The sequence below is a fragment of the Elusimicrobiota bacterium genome (assembly GCA_026388075.1).
GTDB lineage: Bacteria > Elusimicrobiota > Endomicrobiia > Endomicrobiales > JAPLKN01 > JAPLKN01.
The window spans coordinates 1-18,545 of record JAPLKN010000069.1; the positions used below are offsets into that span (position 1 = coordinate 1).

Below are 18,545 nucleotides of genomic sequence, written 5' to 3' on the forward strand. Positions count from 1 at the left end.
ATTTCAACCGGCATCGCCTTTTCAATGTCTAAATTTTTTGATTTTCTGCCTTCAAAATAAAGATACACTTTGTATCCAGTAATGACAAAAACTACCAAGATAATTATGCTTATAATTTTTTTAAACATGATATCAGAAATTTGAGGATTTAATATTTTAAACCCTTAATTATTACTCCCCATAACTTTTAATATTGTCGCGATAGCAATATTATAATCATACAATGCCTGCTGATAATTTGTTTTTGCCTGAGAAAAAGCAAATTGCACATCCTGAAGTTCAATAGAAGACATTAGTCCCATTGAATATCTTTTGTGCGCGATTTTTAGGTTTTCATTCGCCAGAATAACATTTTCCTTTTCTACTGAAATGCTCTTTTTTGCTTGGTTGAAATTTAAATATGCGGAAATAGCTTCTAGCTTGAATACCTCAAGATTTGCCTTGTTTGTGTTCCTAACCTGTTCAAGCTGGGCATCTGCTTTTTTTATTTTCCCGTAACTTAAAAGACCGTCAAAAACGTGCCAATATAATGAAACACCAAGTATCCAGCTCTTATTCCAGCTATTAAAATCCCTATACAAATCTGGGGCATCAGATGTATAATAATAATCGCAATTAATTTTCGGCTTGCTATTAGTTTTATTTATTGAAAGAAGGCTTTTGGCTATATTTTCCCGATACCCCATCTGCTTAATTTCAGGGCGGGCATAAACCATTTTTTCCCATATTTCATCTATAGAAAAATCTAAGTCTTGAAAATTAAATTCTCCTTCAATAACTATATCTTCTTTCAAATCCAAAAAACTTTTTAGCGTTTCTTTTGATACCTCAAAAATATTTTCGGCTTTTAAAGCGAGTGTTCTTGCGTTTGCTACTACAACTTCCGCTCTTGAAACATCATATTTTGAAGCTTTTCCTTCATTAAAAAGGTTCTTGGTCATTTCAAGCCTCTTTTGGCTTAAATCATAAGATTCATCCGCAATTAAAGAAAGTTTTATGGCAAGAAGAGTTTTATAGAAATTTTCTTTTGCTTTGAAAATGCAATCGTTTTTTGCCTGGCTCAGTTTCTCTTTTGTAAATAGATAATTCTGTTTCGCCAGTACGTTTGTGAATTTTATCTGTCCCCAGGTGAATAAAGGCTGCAATACTAATACCTGTCCCCCATAGTTATTAGAGAGTTTATTGGATTTAGTTTCAGAAGGAACTCCAATTGGTATCAGAAAAGATTCTTCTGGAATAAAAGGACTAATGACTGAAGCGCTGTTAATCCTGCTGTAAGAAAGTCCTATATAGATTTGAGGAAGTGCGGTAGAAACTGCTTCATAACGAGCCCCTTTGGCCACCTCAAGTTCTTGTTCGGCAATCTTTAATTCCCTGCTGTTTTGAAGTGCTAAAATTGTTGCCGTTTCTTCATTTAAATTTTTAGCGAAAGAAAAACTATACAGAAATAAAGGGAAAAAAACAATAGCTATTTTTTTGATCGATATTTGTTTAAGCTGACAAATTCTCATACTTATATTTCACCCTTTATTTATATAAAGAGTAATTATATCACAGCAGGAAATAAAATTCAAATAAAATTAATTTGAAATTGAAATCCCCGGGCACCAGCCTATGGCGGAAACCCGGGGATTCTATTTAGTATTTCAATCTATTTTCTAGTAGTCCATTGGAGGCATTCCAGGACCCATTCCCATCGGCTGTTTTTTCTCGGGAATGTCTGTAATCAAAACATCAGTTATCAAAAGAAGCCCGGCAATAGATGCCGCATTTTGCAGCGCTGAACGGGTAACTTTTACAGGATCAAGTATCCCCGCTTTAAACATATCAACATATTCACATGCTTCAGCGTCAAAACCAAAATTCGGATCCTTGCTGTTTCTTACTTTATCCACTACAATTGATCCTTCAAGGCCCGCGTTTGTCGCAATTTCTCTTATGGGTTCTTCTAAGGATCTTATTACAATATTGATACCGGTTTGCTCGTCGGCGTCAGAACCCTTGATTTTTTCCAATACGTTTTGGGCTCTCAGCAATGCCACTCCGCCGCCGCAAACAACTCCTTCCTCAACACCGGCTCTCGTTGCATGCATAGCATCTTCAACCTTGAATTTTTTTGCTTTCATTTCTGTTTCAGTTGCCGCGCCGACATTTATCACCGCTACTCCTCCCACGAGTTTTGCAAGCCGTTCTTGGAGTTTTTCTTTGTCGTAATCGGATTTTGTCTCTTCTATTTGTTTGCGTATTTGAGAAATGCGCGCTTCAATTTCTTTTTTATCGCCCGCGCCGGAAACTATGGTTGTATTTTCTTTGTCAACCGTAACCCGTTTCGCCTGGCCGAGCATATCAACAGTGACCTTATCCAGCTTTAGCCCAATCTCCTCGGATATTACTGTCCCGCCGGTTAAAACCGCTATGTCTTGCAAAATTTCTTTACGCCTGTCTCCAAAACCCGGAGCTTTCACCGCCGCAACTTTAAGGGTGCCTCGGATTTTGTTGACAACTAAAGTGGCAAGTGCCTCGCCTTCAATGTCTTCAGCAATGATAATGAATGGCTTCCCGGTTTGGACAACTTTTTCTAAAAGGGGAAGGATCTCTTGCATTGATGCGAGTTTTTTGTCTGTTATGATAAAATAAGGGTCTTCGAGCACCGCTTCCATTCTTTCGGCATCTGTCACAAAGTAGGGAGAAACGTAGCCGCGGTCAAATTGCATTCCTTCAACCACGTCTAAAGTGGTTTCGGCTGATTTTCCTTCTTCAACCGTGATAACTCCGTCTTTCCCCACTTTTTCCATAGCGTCAGCGATAAGGTTTCCGATCTCTTTATCGTTTGCAGATATAGAAGCGATCTGGGCAATTTCTTCTTTTCCCTTAACATGCTTTGCATTCTTTTTGATTTCTTCAACCACTGCTGTAACCGCCTTGTCAATTCCTCTTTTAATGTGGGTTGCATTAGCGCCCGCAGTAATGTTTCTTAAACCTTCCGCAGTAATTGCCTGAGCCAAAACACATGCAGTTGTTGTCCCGTCGCCTGCAACATCATTAGTTTTTGAAGAAACTTCCTTTACCAGCTGCGCGCCCATATTTTCAAAAGGGTCTTCAAGCTCAATTTCTTTAGCTATGGTTACACCGTCATTAGTTATTGTTGGAGAACCGAATTTTTTGTCTAAAATAACATAACGGCCTTTTGGCCCCAGCGTTACTTTTACCGCATTGGACAATTTGTCAACTCCGTTTTTAATTGATTTTCTAGCGTCATCAGCATAATTTATCTGTTTTGCCATACTTCTTTCCTCCTATTACTGATTAATTTAGTCTATAACACCCAGGATATCGTCCTGATGCATGATCAAGTGATCTATTTCATTGATTTTTATTTCCGTGCCGGAATATTTTCCGTACAGAATCTTGTCTCCGACCTTTACATCCATTGGAATTAACTTACCGTCATCTCCTATTTTTCCTTTACCTACCGAAATGACTTCCCCTTCCATGGGTTTTTCTTTTGCGGTATCTGGAATTATGATGCCGCTCTTCTTTACTTCTTTTTCCTCAGTTGGTTTTACCAACACTCTGTCACCTAATGGTCTAATTTTCATAGGGTTACACCTCCTTAATGTCGCCCACCTGCGCTATGCGTGTTTTCAAAAATCAGGGCTATTTCCGCCTGAGGCGGACAAGCTGCCCTATTGATAACACAGCAGTTCGACAGGCTCATTGTCCTGAGCGAAGTCGAAGGACTTCGGCGGGCAGTCTGCCCTTTCGGGTCTGTCCTCCGTAGCCTTGGCGTAGGATGGCTTAATTTACCATGAACCGAACTTCGTTCTGGTTCATGGTTTCTTTGTTCCGGCTTTCAAATAATAAACTCAGTATCTGATTAAATTGAGTATACGCTAAAAAACTTAATTAGCACTCTTGTATTGGGAGCGCTAATTATAACAAAACTTAAAAAACTTTGTCAAGTCCTCTTTAAAAAAATTAGCACTCCACCTATGGAAGTGCTATTAACAAAAGTGCTGAGTTATTAGTTCAGAGTTGCTAGACTACAACAAAACCCACTACATTTTTGCTTCTTTGCCATAAAACTTGATTACTAATCACTGCAGCTATTTAAACAGGTTCAGTTCTTTAAGTTTCTGTTCGGCCTGTTTACGCACCTGGTCTTCGGCTTTTTTCTTTTCTTTGTCAGCCTGATCTTTTCCTTCGTTTTCTTTTGATGCTATTTTTGATTTTATTTCATCAGTTTTTGATTGTATTTCTTTTTGTTTGTCGCCATACTGTTTTGTTAATTCAGATTTCTTTAAATTAAATTCTCCCATAACTTCATCCTTTTTCTGATTCGTCAGCCGTGTAATTTCTGCTTTAAGCTTATTTTGGACTTCGGCAAATTTTGCGCCTAACATATTTTTTAGTCTTTCGGAAAGAATTTTATCCATATTTGATGAAATTGAAAAAGACAGATTTTCAAACGTGCCTGAAAGCTTGGCATTCACGATTATTTCCGAAATCCCTTTCCAAAGCGATAGAATTATTTTTCTTGTTTCGTCAGTTTCAACGCCGGAACTCTTAAATCCGCTGATTTTGAGTTCCATATTTGATGCGATATTTTCGCCTTTAAGAATCAGCCTTCCATCAAGAACACCTTTTCCATTTTTCATATCCGGCAAATAGTCGGAAGAGGGTATCCCTAAACTTTGCGCAGAAAGACCCGAAAATAATATGTTCAAAGTGTCAACGGGCTTATCGGTGGTATGATCCAAGACTCCATAAAGTATAAGAGTTCTTTTGCCTTGAGACCCGCTTATATCAATTTTAGTCGGTCTCCCTAAAAGGACCGGATCGGAAGTTATACCGGTTATTACCCCCTTGAAGTCCAAAGGTTCCCCTTCTTTGCCGTATCCCCCGGTAGTTCCGCTAACAATAATCTTACCGATAAGGAAGTCGGGCGGATTATCTTCCTTCGGAAAACTGATATCTCTTCCTTTAAGCCGTGTGTTTACCATTTTTTCATTTTTCTTTTTAGGGGGCATGTATTTTCTTGCAACTTCCAAATAATAAAGAATCTTATGAACTCTATCTAGCCATACGGGGCCAAAAATCGACTGCGACAGATTCCCGAAAGAAAAACTAGGCAGTTTTAGTTTGTCCGCCAAAGCTTTGTAATCGCCCTCTTTAAGCTGATTAATTTTAGCTAACACGTCTTTTTCGCTGCCGAAATCTTGAGACATTTGAGACTGCATTAGCTGTAATTGCGATATGGTATTGTTTAATTCTTCCCTGGTTGAATTGAATGAATCAAGCTTTGTCTTTGCCGGTTCTATATCCTGAATTGTCTCAATTTTTATTGAAGAAATTTCGTTTAATGCCGCAACTGCTTTGCTAATTTTCTGGTCAAGATCTAAAGACTTCAATTGAGAATCATACTGCGAGTATTTTTGAGAATAACTGCTTTTCAGGGCATCCATTTCACCAATTGATTTTAAATCAGCTAAAGATACCGCATTTGTAAAAGAAATGTTTTTAAATTCCTTCTGAACTTCTTTTATCTTGTCCGCAGCGGGAAGTGCCGACGCCTCGGAACCTGCTTTTTCTTTTATAGAAGAAAATAGTTTGGCGGTTGGGCTGCTTTTATTTTCTTTTTTTTCTTTTTTAACGAATTTCTTTTCTTTGCGCGGCGGCAAAGCTCCGGATAAATCCCTTTTCGTGTTCCACATTAAGCCGTCAAGCGCCATTTCTTCAATAATAACCTTTTTAGAAAGCAACGGCAGAGGTTTTAGGGCAAAACGAATACTGTCAATTTCTATAAGATTTCTAAAAAAGTCGCTTCTATTGGCAATTTTTAGTCCTGAAATATTTATTGAAAGGTTTCTGAATTTAGTTTTTACCGAAGCAATCTCAACTTTTGCGCCGAAAACCATTTCCCCGCCTGATATGAAAGCGCTCTTTAAAATCATATCAAGAAAAAAGATGCTGAATACAAAACAAATTACAACAAATGCGGAAACAGGAATAAAATATTTCCAACGCATATAATCTCCCTATTGTCTATTTTTGATATTTATCGTACATATTGAAGATAGAACTTAGTTTGAATATTTTCATTATTTTCCAGTTCTGAATTTTAGCCTGCAGACTTAAACGGTAATAATTTATGAACCATTTAGAAAAGTAAAATATGGGAACGAAAAGCAAAACCGCTATAACAAAACTCCCCAATACAATGGTATTATAAAATTTCGTAAAGGGAACTAAAGGCATATTATAAAGTTTTGTCCAAAACGGGGTTAGCGAATTTATGTTTACTAAAAGCACATATCCTATCGCGTCTGACAATGGATCAAAAATGCGCCCTATGACGGCAAAAACTCCCACTGACAAAAATGCTGACCCCACATTTACTTTTAAAAGGAAGATTAGCAAAAATATAATCAAGTTATGGAGCGTCATATAAGGAGAAAGGCCGATGAATGCGCCAAGCGCAGCACCAAAAGCTATTTCATTGGGCGAAATCTGGGAATGTAAAATTCCGATTATTGATTTAATAATTTTATAAAAAAACATTATTACCTCCTGCTGGCTAAATTTGATAAATTCTATCCAATTTTTTATATCATTTCAAGTAAATCTTTGATAGTTTTTGAAAAATAATCAGGTCTTAAATCAAGGATCTCTTTTTCGTCCGTATATCCGTATCCCAAAGCTAATGTTGCAACACCGGCTGACTTAGCCGCTCGAATGTCGTTTATTCCGTCACCAATCATTATGGCATCTTTGGGCTCCAATTTAAATCTTTTCAAGATAGAGTGTATCGGGCCAGGATCAGGCTTTTTTTTCGGCCCGGTATCCCCGCCCCAAACTAAAGAAAAATAGGAATCAAGATTCAATGATTCAAGGATTTTTTTTGAAATGTTTTCCGGCTTATTGGTAAGAACTGCTTTCTTTTTTCCTTTTAATTTTTCAAGTAATTCTAATATGCCGGAATAAATTTTAGTATTTTCTACGGGATGTTTATAATAGTAATTTTTGAACTCTACAAAAGCATTAGCCAATTCTTTCTGGTTTGCTCCGGGAAGAATTTTTTGTACCAAAATATTTGCGCCATTTCCTATATAGGATCTAACTTTTGATAGTTCAAGAGGAGGTAGCTTAAGAAGAGAACGGACATGATTAACTGAATTTAAGATATCTATTTGGGAGTCTATCAGGGTGCCGTCAAGATCAAATATGAATAGCTTAAACTTATCTTTAAGCATGTGTCCTATTGCCACGTAATAAGCCCGGGGATAAAAAGAACTTTCCCTTCAAATTGCGGAAGAACCCTAATCGCATATCCGCAATGTCCTACACGGTCCGCCTTGATTGTTCCCTCAAAAGTGCAAGTCCCATCAGAACTTCCTGCCAGTTTCATTTTTCCGCTGGCAGGCCCGTTAATATTATGCTTAGAATCTAAATATCCCCAGTATATTTCAACGCTTAAATCTTCGGGACGTATTTCTCCGATTTTAATCTTTGCAGTAACTTTAAAACTGTTTCCGAGTTCCACATCGGTTTTAAGGTTATCATCTACGCTAAGAACCTTTATTCCTGACCATTTTTTGCATATAAACTTTTGCCATTGTACAAAGTTTTTTGACCCGGCGAAATTATCTTTAACCATTTTAAAATAATCAACATGGGCCGGGATATAAAATTTTCGCGTGTAATCTTCTATCATCCGGTTGGTATTAAAAGCGGGCCCTATTGTCTGCATTGAAGTTTTCATCTTTTTTATCCAGCCCCTTGGAAGGCCGTCTCTAGTCCGGTCATAAAATAACGGTATTATCTCTTTTTCAAGCAAATCGTAAATGGCCTTGCTTTCCACCTCGTCCTGATATACGGGATCCGAATATTCTTCTCCCGCGCCTATTGACCAGCCGTTTTCACCGTTATAACCTTCGCACCACCAGCCGTCAAGAACGCTTAAATTCAACACCCCGTTAACAGCTACTTTCATTCCGCTGGTGCCTGAGGCTTCAGAAGGCCTTCTGGGATTGTTGAGCCATACGTCCGCGCCCTGTACCATATAGTGGGCCACATTCATATCGTAATCTTCAATAAAAACAATTTTGCTTCTCAAATCAGGATCGCGGGAGATATGTATTATGGATTTTATAAGTTCTTTGCCAAAATTATCCTGAGGGTGGGCTTTCCCTGCAATAATTAACTGAACCGGTTTTTCTTTTTGTACAAGAATATTTTTTATTCTGGCAAGATCTCTAAACAAAAGATCCCCTCTTTTGTAAGAAGCAAACCGCCGGCCAAAACCTATCGTTAAAGCTTCCGGATCTAGAACCTGGTCCGCATAATCTATTTCATTGCGCGATGCCCCTCTTCTTATAAGCTGCGCTTTAAGTTTCGTTCTTGCAAAAGAAACCAGCCTTTCTCTTCTTCGCTCGTGGCTTCTCCACAGTTCAGCATCAGGTATTTGTTCAACTCTTTGCCAGATAGACTGGTTGGCCGGCTCGTCTTTCCAGGCATTACCCATATAGCGGTCAAATAATCCTGCCATTTCGTATGAAATCCATGTATTGGTATGTATACCGTTTGTTATTGAAGTTATTGGAATTTCGTTTTTGGGCATATCCGGCCAAAGTGGTTTCCACATATTTCGGGAAATGGTTCCGTGAAGCTTGCTTACCCCGTTTGCGTAGCCTGTCATTTTTAAAGCTAAAACCGTCATGCCAAAACCTTCCTTGACATCCTCGGGATTTACTTTGCCTAGCTTTACTAACTCTTCAGCTGTAATGCCAAGTTTTTTAATTATCGGCTCCATATATTTTGATACTAATTCGGGCGCAAAAACCTCATTTCCTGCGGGAACAGGCGTATGGGTTGTAAAAACTGAAGAAGCCTTAACAATCTCTTTTGCTTCTTCGTATCCTAAATTATTTTGTTCCATAAGCATTCTTATTCTTTCTAAAATCAAAAAGGCGCTATGCCCTTCATTTAGATGCACAACGTCAGGAACAATATTAAGCGCTTTAAGGGCTCTGATACCGCCGATACCTAAAACTGTTTCTTGTCTGATCCTCATTTCACGGTCACCGCCGTAAAGGTATCCTGTAATGTCGCGGTCTTCAGGTGAATTTTCGTCTATATCGGTATCAAGAAGAAATAGAGGCACCCTTCCAACTTGAACTTTCCATATTCTTGCGTATACTCTTCCTTTAGGGTGTTCTACTGAAATTTTTATGTCGTCCCCGTTAGAATTTTTGGCGATTTGCAGCGGCATCCTAAAAAAATGATTTTCTGTATATTCTTCCTGTTGCCAGCCGTCAAAATTTAAGTATTGTTTGAAATATCCGTATCGGTATAAAAGGCCGACCGCAACCATGGGAAGGCCCATATCGCTTGCCGATTTTATGTGATCCCCCGAAAGCACGCCAAGACCGCCGGAATATATAGGGAGACTTTCGTAAAGCCCGAACTCTGTAGAAAAATAAGCTATAACTGCCTTGTGTTCAGGAAATTCCTGCCCATGCCAGGTTGTCATTTCCAGATAATGTTTTAGGTCCTCCTGGATACGTTCAAGGTGTGTAAGAAAAGAATCGTCTTCTGAAAGCTTTTTAAGCTTGTCTTGGCCGATATGCGCCAGCAGTTTGATAGGGTTATGATATGCAAGTTCCCATTCGTCTCGGTCCATTCTTCTAAAAAGCTCAATCGCGTCAGAGTTCCAGCTCCACCACAAGTTATATGCAATATCAAGAAGAGGTTTTAAGTTTTCTGGAAGATGAGGGATTGAAATATATCTTCGGAAATTCTTAAGTAAGAATTTCTCAGACTGCAGATTAAAAAGGTCTTTTTCCATCACGCACCTCTCATTTTATTTTGCTAAATTTATTGGACAAACAACCGTATAGGAAAAATTAAGAAAGGTTTCTTGAGAATCAAAAACTAAAATAAGCCAATCTCTTGGGGGTTGCGACTTCCTTAAAAACATCATGGAGCCCCTTTAGGGGGCTTCAAGTCCAAGTTTTTCAAACGCCTCTTAGTTTTTTCTGGTCACTGGTCACTGTTTACTGGTAACTGTAAAAGAGCGGGCGATGGGACTTGAACCCACGACATTCTCGTTGGCAACGAGACGTTCTACCGCTGAATTACGCCCGCAATGTCGCGTCATCACTTACGTTCGGACGAATAAGAAACGTTTCGGCTCCGAAGGAATCTGCTGCGCCGAAACGCTCCACAAGGGGAAACCTAAGGTTGTATTCCCTTCGGTCATACCCCGCCGCCTCACCGTCTCGGCGGCCTGCATAGACCATTCACATTTATTCATGTGAAAATGCAGCCATTAAATCGTCGCTTCTCGCCTACGGCGATTCGCTGAACCCTTTCCTAAGTAGATATGCTGGGGGCGGGACTTGAACCCGCATCCGGTGAAGGACATGCCCCTCAAACATGCGCGTATGCCAATTCCGCCACCCCAGCATGAAACAGAAGCTACCAGCAACCAGCTGTCAGCTTTCAGCAACAACAGAACTAAGACCGAAAGACCAAGGAATAGTCGCTGAAAGCGACTTTGGAGTTTATCCAGCACATTATAATGTGCTGGGCCACCCCAGCAACATAACGACAGTTATCAGTGAACAGTAATCAGTTACCAGTAAAACTAAACAAAAAAACAAAACTAAGGAATAGACGCCGAAGGCGGCTTGTGGAGTTTATCCCGCATATTATTAATGTGCTGGACCACCCCAGCAACTTAACGACAGTTATCAGTGAACAGTCCTCGGACCCATAGGTCCTATGGACCGAGGGTAACCAGTTACCACTTGAAATGAACAATACCAAATCCAAAAGACCAAGAACCAACTCCGAAACACGGAAGTGGAGTTAAAATTGTTAAGCATGCCACTACCTAAAACCAACCTGCCCTCAGGTCCATAGGCTCTCAGTCCATAGACTTATGAGTCGAGGAACCTTATGGGTCCGAGGACTACCTACTAATACCTTATTTAGGAAGCGGCGGCTGCTCAACAGGGATATAGGGTATCTGGCTTGTAACTGATCTTATGCTTTGTCTTGCGGTCATGACAGTCAAAGTTAAAGAGGTTATCACGAAAATAACTGCCATTGCCACAGTAATTTTCTTGATAAATGCCATGCCTGACGGCGCGCTGAAAAGCTGGTCAGATCCTCCCCCGCCAAAAAGCCCGGCTATACCCTGGCCTTTTCCAGCTTGGAGAAGAACAATCAAAATCAAGCCGATACAAACTGTTAAATGTACTATCAAAATAAACGTATACATTTTACCATCCTACTAAATATTCAATTCAAAATCAAACTGCGTTTTTTGTTAAATACCGACTGAGAAAATGCCTTTTTTAAACTAAAATTATTTCTTTTCCGGCAATACAGCTATTCCGGGGAGCTCTTTCCCTTCCAAAAACTCTAAAGAAGCTCCGCCACCTGTAGAAATGTGAGTGATTTTTTTATCCACACCGGCTTTTTTAACAGCTGCTATGGAATCCCCTCCGCCGACAACTGAAATAGAACCTTTCTCAGTTGACTGCGCTACCACTTTAGCTACCTCAACAGTCCCCTTTGAAAACTCATCAATTTCAAATACCCCCAAAGGACCGTTCCAGATAATGGTTTTAGCTGATAAAATCAAAGGTGAAAATCTCCTCAGTGTTTCAGGGCCTATATCAACTCCTATAAAACCGGCCGGAATATCCGCACCTTCGGTTTCCTTAACTATAGCACCATTTAAAACAACTTTTTTTTCAAAATCTATTTTATCCACCACTATATGATCGTTAGGAATAAAAATACTGACCTTTTTTTTCTGCGCATTTTTCAAAAGATTTTTTGCCACATCAATTTTATCGTTTTCTACCAAAGACTTCCCCGTTTCAACCCCTTCGGCTTTCAAAAAAGTGTATGCCATCGCTCCGCCTATAATTAAATCGTCAACCTTGTCTAAGAGGTTTTCAATCACATCTATTTTGTCGGATACCTTGGCCCCGCCTAAAATTGCAAGAAAAGGCCGTTTAGGATTATTTAAAGTATCTCCTAGAAATTTCAGCTCCTTTTCAACTAAAAAACCGGCTCCGGCATCCTTGACATACTTCACTATTCCGACTGTTGAAGCGTGTGCGCGGTGCACCGTTCCAAAGGCGTCTTGGACAAAAACTTCACCAATTGATGCAAGCTCTTTTGCGAATTTATCGTTATTATCTTCTTCTTCTTGATGAAACCGCAAATTTTCTAAAAGCAAGATTTCTCCAGATTTTAAATCTGCGGCAAGCTTTTTTACTTCCGGCCCTATACAATCCGGAGCCATTTTAACTTCTTTTCCTATTAGCTCACCGAGCCTTTTTGCTACGGGTTTAAGGCTCATTGAAGGCACTACTTTGCCTTTTGGCCTGCCCAGATGGGACATCAGAATAACAGCGGCTTTTTGCTCAAGCAAATATTTTATTGTGGGCAAAGTAGCAACAATTCTTTTATCATTCGTTATTTGCCCTTTTTCATCAAGCGGAACATTGAAATCAACCCTAACTAAGACCTTTTTTTCTTTCAGGTTCATTTCCTTGAGTGTTTTCTTCATTATTATTCCTCCGACAGCAACAACTTATAAGCCCTTTTTCACTAAATAACCGATTAGGTCTACCACTCTATTTGAGTAAGCCCATTCGTTATCATACCAGGCAATAACTTTTGCAAAGTTGCCGTCAATAACCTTTGTTAATTTCGCGTCAACGACGGAACTTATATCGCAATGATTGAAATCAATTGAAACAAGAGGCTGTTCTTCATATCCTAGATATCCTTTCATTTTTCCTTCCGATGCCTCCTTAAGAGCCGCATTTATCTCTTCTGCGGTTGCATTCTTGCCGAGCTGAACGGTAAGGTCTACTATTGACACATTTGGTGTAGGGACTCGGATTGCAAAACCGTCAAGCTTGCCCTTTAGTTCAGGTATAACTAGGCCTATTGCTTTTGCAGCTCCTGTAGAAGTCGGGATCATGGATACTGCCGCAGCCCTTGCGCGCCTTAAGTCTGAATGATACATATCCTGAATTCTTTGATCGTTTGTATATGAATGAATGGTTGTCATTAAACCCTTAACAATTCCCCATTTGTCGTTTAGAACCTTAGCCACGGGAGCCAAAGCGTTGGTAGTGCAAGACGCATTGGAAATAACATGGTGATTTTTGGGATCATATTTATCTTCATTAACGCCCAAAACAATAGTGATATCTTCCCCTTCTGCAGGAGCAGAAATAATAACTTTCTTAGCCCCGCCTTTTGTAATATGATTTTCGGCCCCTTTGACTAACTTGCCCTTTTTGTTTACCCCGTCTTTTTTAACAGTGAAAAGTCCCGTGGATTCAACCACAACTTCTATCCCTAAGTCCTTCCAAGGCAGCTCGGCTGGATCAGTTTTTTTCAAAACTTTGATTTTTTTCCCGCCGACCAAGATTTCTTCTTCGCTGACAGCTTTTACATCTTCGGAAAACCGGCCGTGTATCGAATCATATTTCAAAAGATGAGCATTTGTTTTTGAATCGGTTAGATCATTGATTGCTGCCAGTTCCAGATTTTTGTCTTTTCTTTCAAGGATAGCTCTTGCTACCAGCCTCCCTATCCTTCCAAATCCATTGATGCCTACTTTTACTCCCATAACTTCCTCCTTTTTTACCGTTGGAAACGGATTATTTAAATTCTTATGGTGGGGTGGTAATATTATAAAAAAAAATTCATATTGTCAAATTTAACTGAGAATTAAGCTATAAAACCACAAAAATGCTTGTTTTTACAATATTTTTACAAGTATTTTAGATATCTTTTTCACCTTTTATATATAATATAATCGAAAGGAGGCGGTTAAAATGTCACTCCAGGAATTCATTAGACTTGAAGCTGATGCACTAAGAATCATCCAGGGCAAAGACGCGTCAATGACTTGGAAAGCCGTGGAATGCGGCGCTATGGAAAAAGTCCGCCTCTTCGCGGAAAATCGAAACTATCAAGTCTCTTTAAGCGAAATTATTGAGATTATTCTGCTCGAGCTTTGCTTTCACGGTCAAACGAATCATTAATTCTATTTCGGTTTTTATGTTAAAGAATCAACGATCTCGCTGCCCCATTTGATGAGTCGCTTGGTTTTTTTTATTTCTTCAGATTCCGCATATACCCTGATAACCGGCTCGGTTCCTGAAGGCCTCATCAATAGCCAAGAGCCGTCCTCAAGCACAAATTCTACCCCGTCATAATCTTTAACTGTTTTTATTTTGAGGTTATCCACATTGCTGGGCGCTTTTTCCTTCGCTTTTCTTACGAATTCGGTCTTTTCTATTCCCGGATTTATAAAATCTGTCCTGATAAAAGAGGACTTGCCGTATTTTTTTTCAATTTCTGATATTAATTCCGAAAGGTTTTTCCCGGTATAAGAAAGCATCTCAATAATTTTCAAGGAATTAAGTATCCCGTCTCTTTCCGGTATAAAGTTTCCATACCCATAACCCCCGCTTTCTTCCCCCCCCATTAGTATATTTTAATTAATTATTTTTTCTGCTATATACTTAAATCCCACCGGGACTTCTTCAAATTGAAGATTAAAGTCTTTGGCGATTCTTTCGCTTACATAACCCAAAGAAATAGACTGGACAACTTTCCCTTTCATTCCCCTATACTTGCACAAATAATACAAAAGTAAAGGAAAAATCTGGTGAGGAGTAAGGTATCTGCCCTTTTCATCTATAACGCCTATTCTATCTCCGTCACCGTCTGTTGCAATCCCGCAGGAAGCTCGATTTTTCAAAACTTCTTTTTTTAAATCAAAAAGGTGCTCTTCAATAGGTTCCGGATTTAGTCCGCCAAAAAGCGGGTCAGGTTTGCCATGGATCTGTATGCACCTGCAATTTGAATTTTTAAGGACATCGCTTACATAATCTATGCTTGAACCGTACATCGGATCAAACACTATTTTCAACTTTGATTTTTTTATAATATCTAAATTTACGCGGGAAGCTAGTTTTTTCAGATAAGGTTTTATTAGATCAGCTTCGTTTAAAGATCCCTTGTTGCCTTTCTCATAATCCAAAGATATATTATTTTCAATTTTTTGAGTTATTTGCTCCGGAGCTGAACATCCTTTGGAAGTTTTGAATTTTATGCCGTTAAATTGGTAAGGATTATGGCTTGCCGTAATCATAATTCCGCCGAAAGCTTTTCCTTCCGCCACATTTACCGATAGGCAAGGCGTAGAAACAAAGTGATTGCTCAATATTGTTTCGCAGCCGGAATCTGAAAAAATGTCAGCCACAAGTTTTGCAAACTCTTTTGAAAGAAATCTTGTATCATAACCTATTATGATTTTTGGAGTTTTTTCTTTTTGGAGAGCATACATTGCTATTGCTTTGGCGATTTTTTTGACATTTTCAAAAGTAAAATCGTCAGATATCACCGCACGCCATCCGTCAGTGCCAAATTTTACATTATAGCCATTGTTTTTCATGTTTTATCCGAGGAACACTTCTATGGAATGATTTCCTTCAGAGAAAGGTTTTATAAGATTGCCTTTAATTTCTGTCCCGTCAACTATTATTTTTTGAATCTGCGCGTTTTTGATAAGGTTTTGATTTTTAAAGTAAATCTCATAAAAAGCGTTGCGGAAATGTATGGAAAGCTTACATTCCTTGAACTCTTTTACCGCAGGAAGGCACGGATCTATCCTTAAACCGTCCAGTTCGCCCCTGACGCCGAAAAAGAAATTCTGAATAAGATATCTTGCCCATCCCCCGGACGCAGTTAGCATGGGATATTCTCCCCTGCCGGGAAAGTTGGGGTTATCTGAGGAAATATAATATTCCGGTATCCATGGGCCTGTCCGCAAAATCTCCTGATTATGATTAAGAGGATTTATTCCTGAAAATATTTTAAATGCCTCTTCCGTTTTTCTCCTTTTCAAAAGCGCCCAGCACATAAAAAGGTTTGCATGGCAAAATATGGCGTTATTTTCTTTGGTTCCTGCGGCAAACCCTGTAATTCTGCCTATTTTTTTATTGAATTTATTATAAGCAGGATAATTAAGTTTTAATGCCCGGACATTATCATCAAAAAGGTTCTGCCAAACGCTGTCAAGGACTGTATTAGTGGCGTTAATTTCGTCAGCCGCTTTTGATAGCAGAGCCCAAGTCTGCGGCATAAGCATCATAACAAAATCGTCAGTAGTCGGATTTTTTTTCTTTGTCGCTCCTACTTTAAATATGCTGTCAACTGGCGACCCATCAGCATGAAAATATCCTATATAGTATTCCCCGTTAAAAGCTTTTTTATTCACTGTTTCAATAACTACTTTTGATTTATTACGAAGGTCAGCAATTATCTTGGATAACTCTACTGCCGATTTTAGCCCCGAAATCTCGCTACTAACTTTTTTTAGGAATTCGTCAAGCTTTTGTTGCTTTATATCAACTGCAATGTTTTCAACACTTGCATCCGGCCAGGCATCTATAAGAGGTATGAGTTCTTCAAAAACTTGGATTTTTTCTATTTTGTTTTTCTTTTGAATATTTTCTAAAAAGTCGGCCAACTCAACACAATCCTGGGCAAGTCCAAGCGAAAAAGTAACATTTTCGCCTTTTACCTGGTCAACAGCATCGTTCCAATCGGCCCTTTTTTGTTTAAGAAGGTTGTTTTGCCCTACATCATAAAACATTGTAAGAAGCTGGACAAGAAGATGCTCTAAAACTGTTCCTTTATAAATTTCACCCGTTTTAGTTTTTTGGCGTTCTATTCTACCTGAAGGCCAGTTCAAATCTTTTTTTTCGCCTCTATCGCGGTAACAATCCTTAAAATAAGATATTCCTTCCTTGAAAATTAAATCGGGATCCCCTAAAAAGTTTATTAAAAGCAACACCGTTTGTGTTGTCCAATAAGGATGGTCGCACCACAACCCGTTAATTTCGTCACTTCCGAACTCTTTAGTCCTGGCAAAAAACCTGGTCGCGTTAGTCCCGTCAAGGCGTATTCCTTCAAGAGTATGAAGCGCCCTTTTTTCAAGGCCTTGAGGATCGATTACGGTGGCTGCCATCATATCCTGCCAGAAGTCGCGCCAGCCGGAAAAGTCAGAACCGTAATCAAACTGGGGATGGCCGGTATTCCCGAACCAGTACCTCATTGACAACTGATAGCCCCACCACCTATTCCACAAAAGGTCAAATATCTTGTTTCCGGTTTCTATCTCAATTTTTTTAGAACGTTCATTCCAAAAATCCTTTATTTTTTTTAAGGATTCCAGAGCATATTTATAATTTGTTTCCTTTACTGCCTTTTCGGTTTCTTCTATACCATGACTGATGCCATTTGATATGACAAACGCTATTGTTTCCTTCGATTTAAGCGAGACATTTTTAAATTCAATTGCGCCTACCACTTCTTTTCCAAGGCATTGAAATTTGGGAGGTTTGTTTTTAATAATTGATTCCGGAAAAGCCCACGAATTTGTTGAACCTAGAAAAGTCTCTCTATCGGAATAAAACCTGTCCCCTTTCCTGCCTTTTGAAGTTTCGCCTGCCATGTAGTAGCATATGTCGCTTGCATCGGTACTGCCTTCAACCCATTCTAAACCCGGAACAATTTCAATATGGCCGGTTACCCTGCTTTTGTTATAGAGCCTTACGACATCGCGGTGATATTCAGTATAAGCCCTGCTTCCCCCGAAAATCGGTACGGCTGGAATAAAATCAAATTTTATTTTTTTCTTTGAAATATTTCTCACTTCAACCAGCCATATTTCTTTCATTTCGTTAAGCGGAACGTATACGGTTGCTTTAACTTCTATGCCCAGTTTCTTTGAAATATTCGTAAAAGTTACATAACCCAGGCCCATAGTAAATGAATGTTTTTCTGTGTTATCCAAAGGCTTGGAAAAATTATTAGCCAGCCATGTTTGATTTTTATTAAAACGAAACCAAAGAAACCGAGCATTTCCTTTAGGAAAGTTTGGGCCGTCAAATTCCCCGAACATCCGAGTGTAATCATATCCGCTATATCCTCTTAAAAAATTATCGCATATGGAGAAATATTGGGGACTATTTGCCAACATATGAACAACAGGCTGGGAAAGTTTGCTAAAATTGCTGAAAATACATTCCCCTTCATTGTTGTAATGCCAAACTTGAGACATCTCTAGCTTCTCCTTTTAACCTTTGCTCTGCCGTAATCGTCCGCAACACGCACAACATCATCCAATTCGGGAGTAGACACCTCTATTAAACGGCAGTTTTCAATGGCCTCAATCCTGTGAAGCACTTTTGGCGATACTTTAAAACTTTCGCCTGAAATGATTGTTTTCTTCAGAAGTTTTTTTTCATTTTTGCCGATTTCAAGTTTTAAAAGGCCTTCTTCAAGATAAAGCATTTCATCTTTCTTGTTATGATATTGAAGACTTAAGCGATGCCCTTTTCTTACAATAAGAATTTTCCCGGCATATTTAGAGGTATGGGCAAAAATCCTTTCTTCACCCCACGGTTTTTTAATGATTTTTATTTTAT

General features: G+C 39.1%; 13 protein-coding genes, 2 tRNA genes and 1 pseudogene. All 16 read right to left on the bottom strand.

All coding sequences use genetic code 11. The features are described 5' to 3' along the window. Positions 1–164: 164 nt before the first annotated feature. The 16 genes and pseudogenes from NT145_03780 to NT145_03855 all read right to left on the bottom strand — a co-directional run bounded on the left by NT145_03780 (position 165) and on the right by NT145_03855 (position 18,540). Positions 165–1,511 carry a TolC family protein gene (locus tag NT145_03780; GenBank protein ID MCX5781812.1) on the bottom strand — a complete coding sequence of 449 codons (1,347 nt, stop codon included), beginning with the start codon at positions 1,509–1,511 and terminating at the stop codon, positions 165–167. A gap of 147 nt (positions 1,512–1,658) precedes the next feature. Continuing rightward, positions 1,659–3,284 (bottom strand): chaperonin GroEL, encoded by a 1,626-nt coding sequence (gene groL, locus NT145_03785; GenBank protein ID MCX5781813.1) that lies wholly within the window; start codon positions 3,282–3,284, stop codon positions 1,659–1,661. A gap of 27 nt (positions 3,285–3,311) precedes the next feature. Further along, the gene (locus NT145_03790) at positions 3,312–3,599 is read right to left on the bottom strand and encodes a co-chaperone GroES (GenBank protein ID MCX5781814.1); all 288 of its coding nucleotides are present in this window, start codon (positions 3,597–3,599) and stop codon (positions 3,312–3,314) included. A 507-nt stretch (positions 3,600–4,106) separates the two neighbouring features. Continuing rightward, entirely contained in the window at positions 4,107–6,029 is a 1,923-nt protein-coding gene (locus NT145_03795; GenBank protein MCX5781815.1) for a TIGR03545 family protein, read from the bottom strand. Between the two features lie 16 nt (positions 6,030–6,045). Continuing rightward, positions 6,046–6,561 (bottom strand): TIGR03546 family protein, encoded by a 516-nt coding sequence (locus NT145_03800; protein ID MCX5781816.1) that lies wholly within the window; start codon positions 6,559–6,561, stop codon positions 6,046–6,048. A 44-nt stretch (positions 6,562–6,605) separates the two neighbouring features. Continuing rightward, complete coding sequence (locus NT145_03805) at positions 6,606–7,268, bottom strand: HAD-IA family hydrolase (protein MCX5781817.1); 663 nt, start codon at positions 7,266–7,268, stop codon at positions 6,606–6,608. Next, positions 7,259–9,847 (bottom strand): alpha-glucan family phosphorylase, encoded by a 2,589-nt coding sequence (glgP, locus tag NT145_03810; GenBank protein MCX5781818.1) that lies wholly within the window; start codon positions 9,845–9,847, stop codon positions 7,259–7,261. The genes NT145_03805 and glgP overlap by 10 nt, the downstream gene beginning before the upstream one ends. Positions 9,848–10,074: 227 nt before the next feature. Continuing rightward, a tRNA-Gly gene (locus NT145_03815) sits at positions 10,075–10,146 on the bottom strand. A gap of 239 nt (positions 10,147–10,385) precedes the next feature. Further along, positions 10,386–10,467 (bottom strand) — tRNA-Leu (locus NT145_03820). A gap of 523 nt (positions 10,468–10,990) precedes the next feature. After that, positions 10,991–11,287, bottom strand: a complete 297-nt coding sequence (gene secG / locus NT145_03825) for a preprotein translocase subunit SecG (protein ID MCX5781819.1) — start codon at positions 11,285–11,287, stop codon at positions 10,991–10,993. Between the two features lie 87 nt (positions 11,288–11,374). Next, on the bottom strand, positions 11,375–12,595 hold the full coding sequence (locus tag NT145_03830) for a phosphoglycerate kinase (protein MCX5781820.1): 1,221 nt from the start codon (positions 12,593–12,595) through the stop codon (positions 11,375–11,377). Positions 12,596–12,616: 21 nt separating this feature from the next. Continuing rightward, positions 12,617–13,669, bottom strand: coding sequence for a type I glyceraldehyde-3-phosphate dehydrogenase (gap, locus tag NT145_03835; GenBank protein MCX5781821.1), 1,053 nt, complete (start codon positions 13,667–13,669; stop codon positions 12,617–12,619). Between the two features lie 432 nt (positions 13,670–14,101). Next, entirely contained in the window at positions 14,102–14,293 is a 192-nt protein-coding gene (locus NT145_03840; GenBank protein MCX5781822.1) for a hypothetical protein, read from the bottom strand. A 105-nt stretch (positions 14,294–14,398) separates the two neighbouring features. After that, positions 14,399–15,505: pseudogene (locus tag NT145_03845) on the bottom strand (phosphoglucomutase/phosphomannomutase family protein). Between the two features lie 3 nt (positions 15,506–15,508). Next, positions 15,509–18,178: a hypothetical protein gene (locus NT145_03850; protein MCX5781823.1), complete on the bottom strand. Its 2,670-nt coding sequence runs from the start codon at positions 18,176–18,178 to the stop codon at positions 15,509–15,511. Between the two features lie 2 nt (positions 18,179–18,180). Further along, complete coding sequence (locus tag NT145_03855; protein ID MCX5781824.1) at positions 18,181–18,540, bottom strand: cupin; 360 nt, start codon at positions 18,538–18,540, stop codon at positions 18,181–18,183. Positions 18,541–18,545 lie beyond the last annotated feature (5 nt).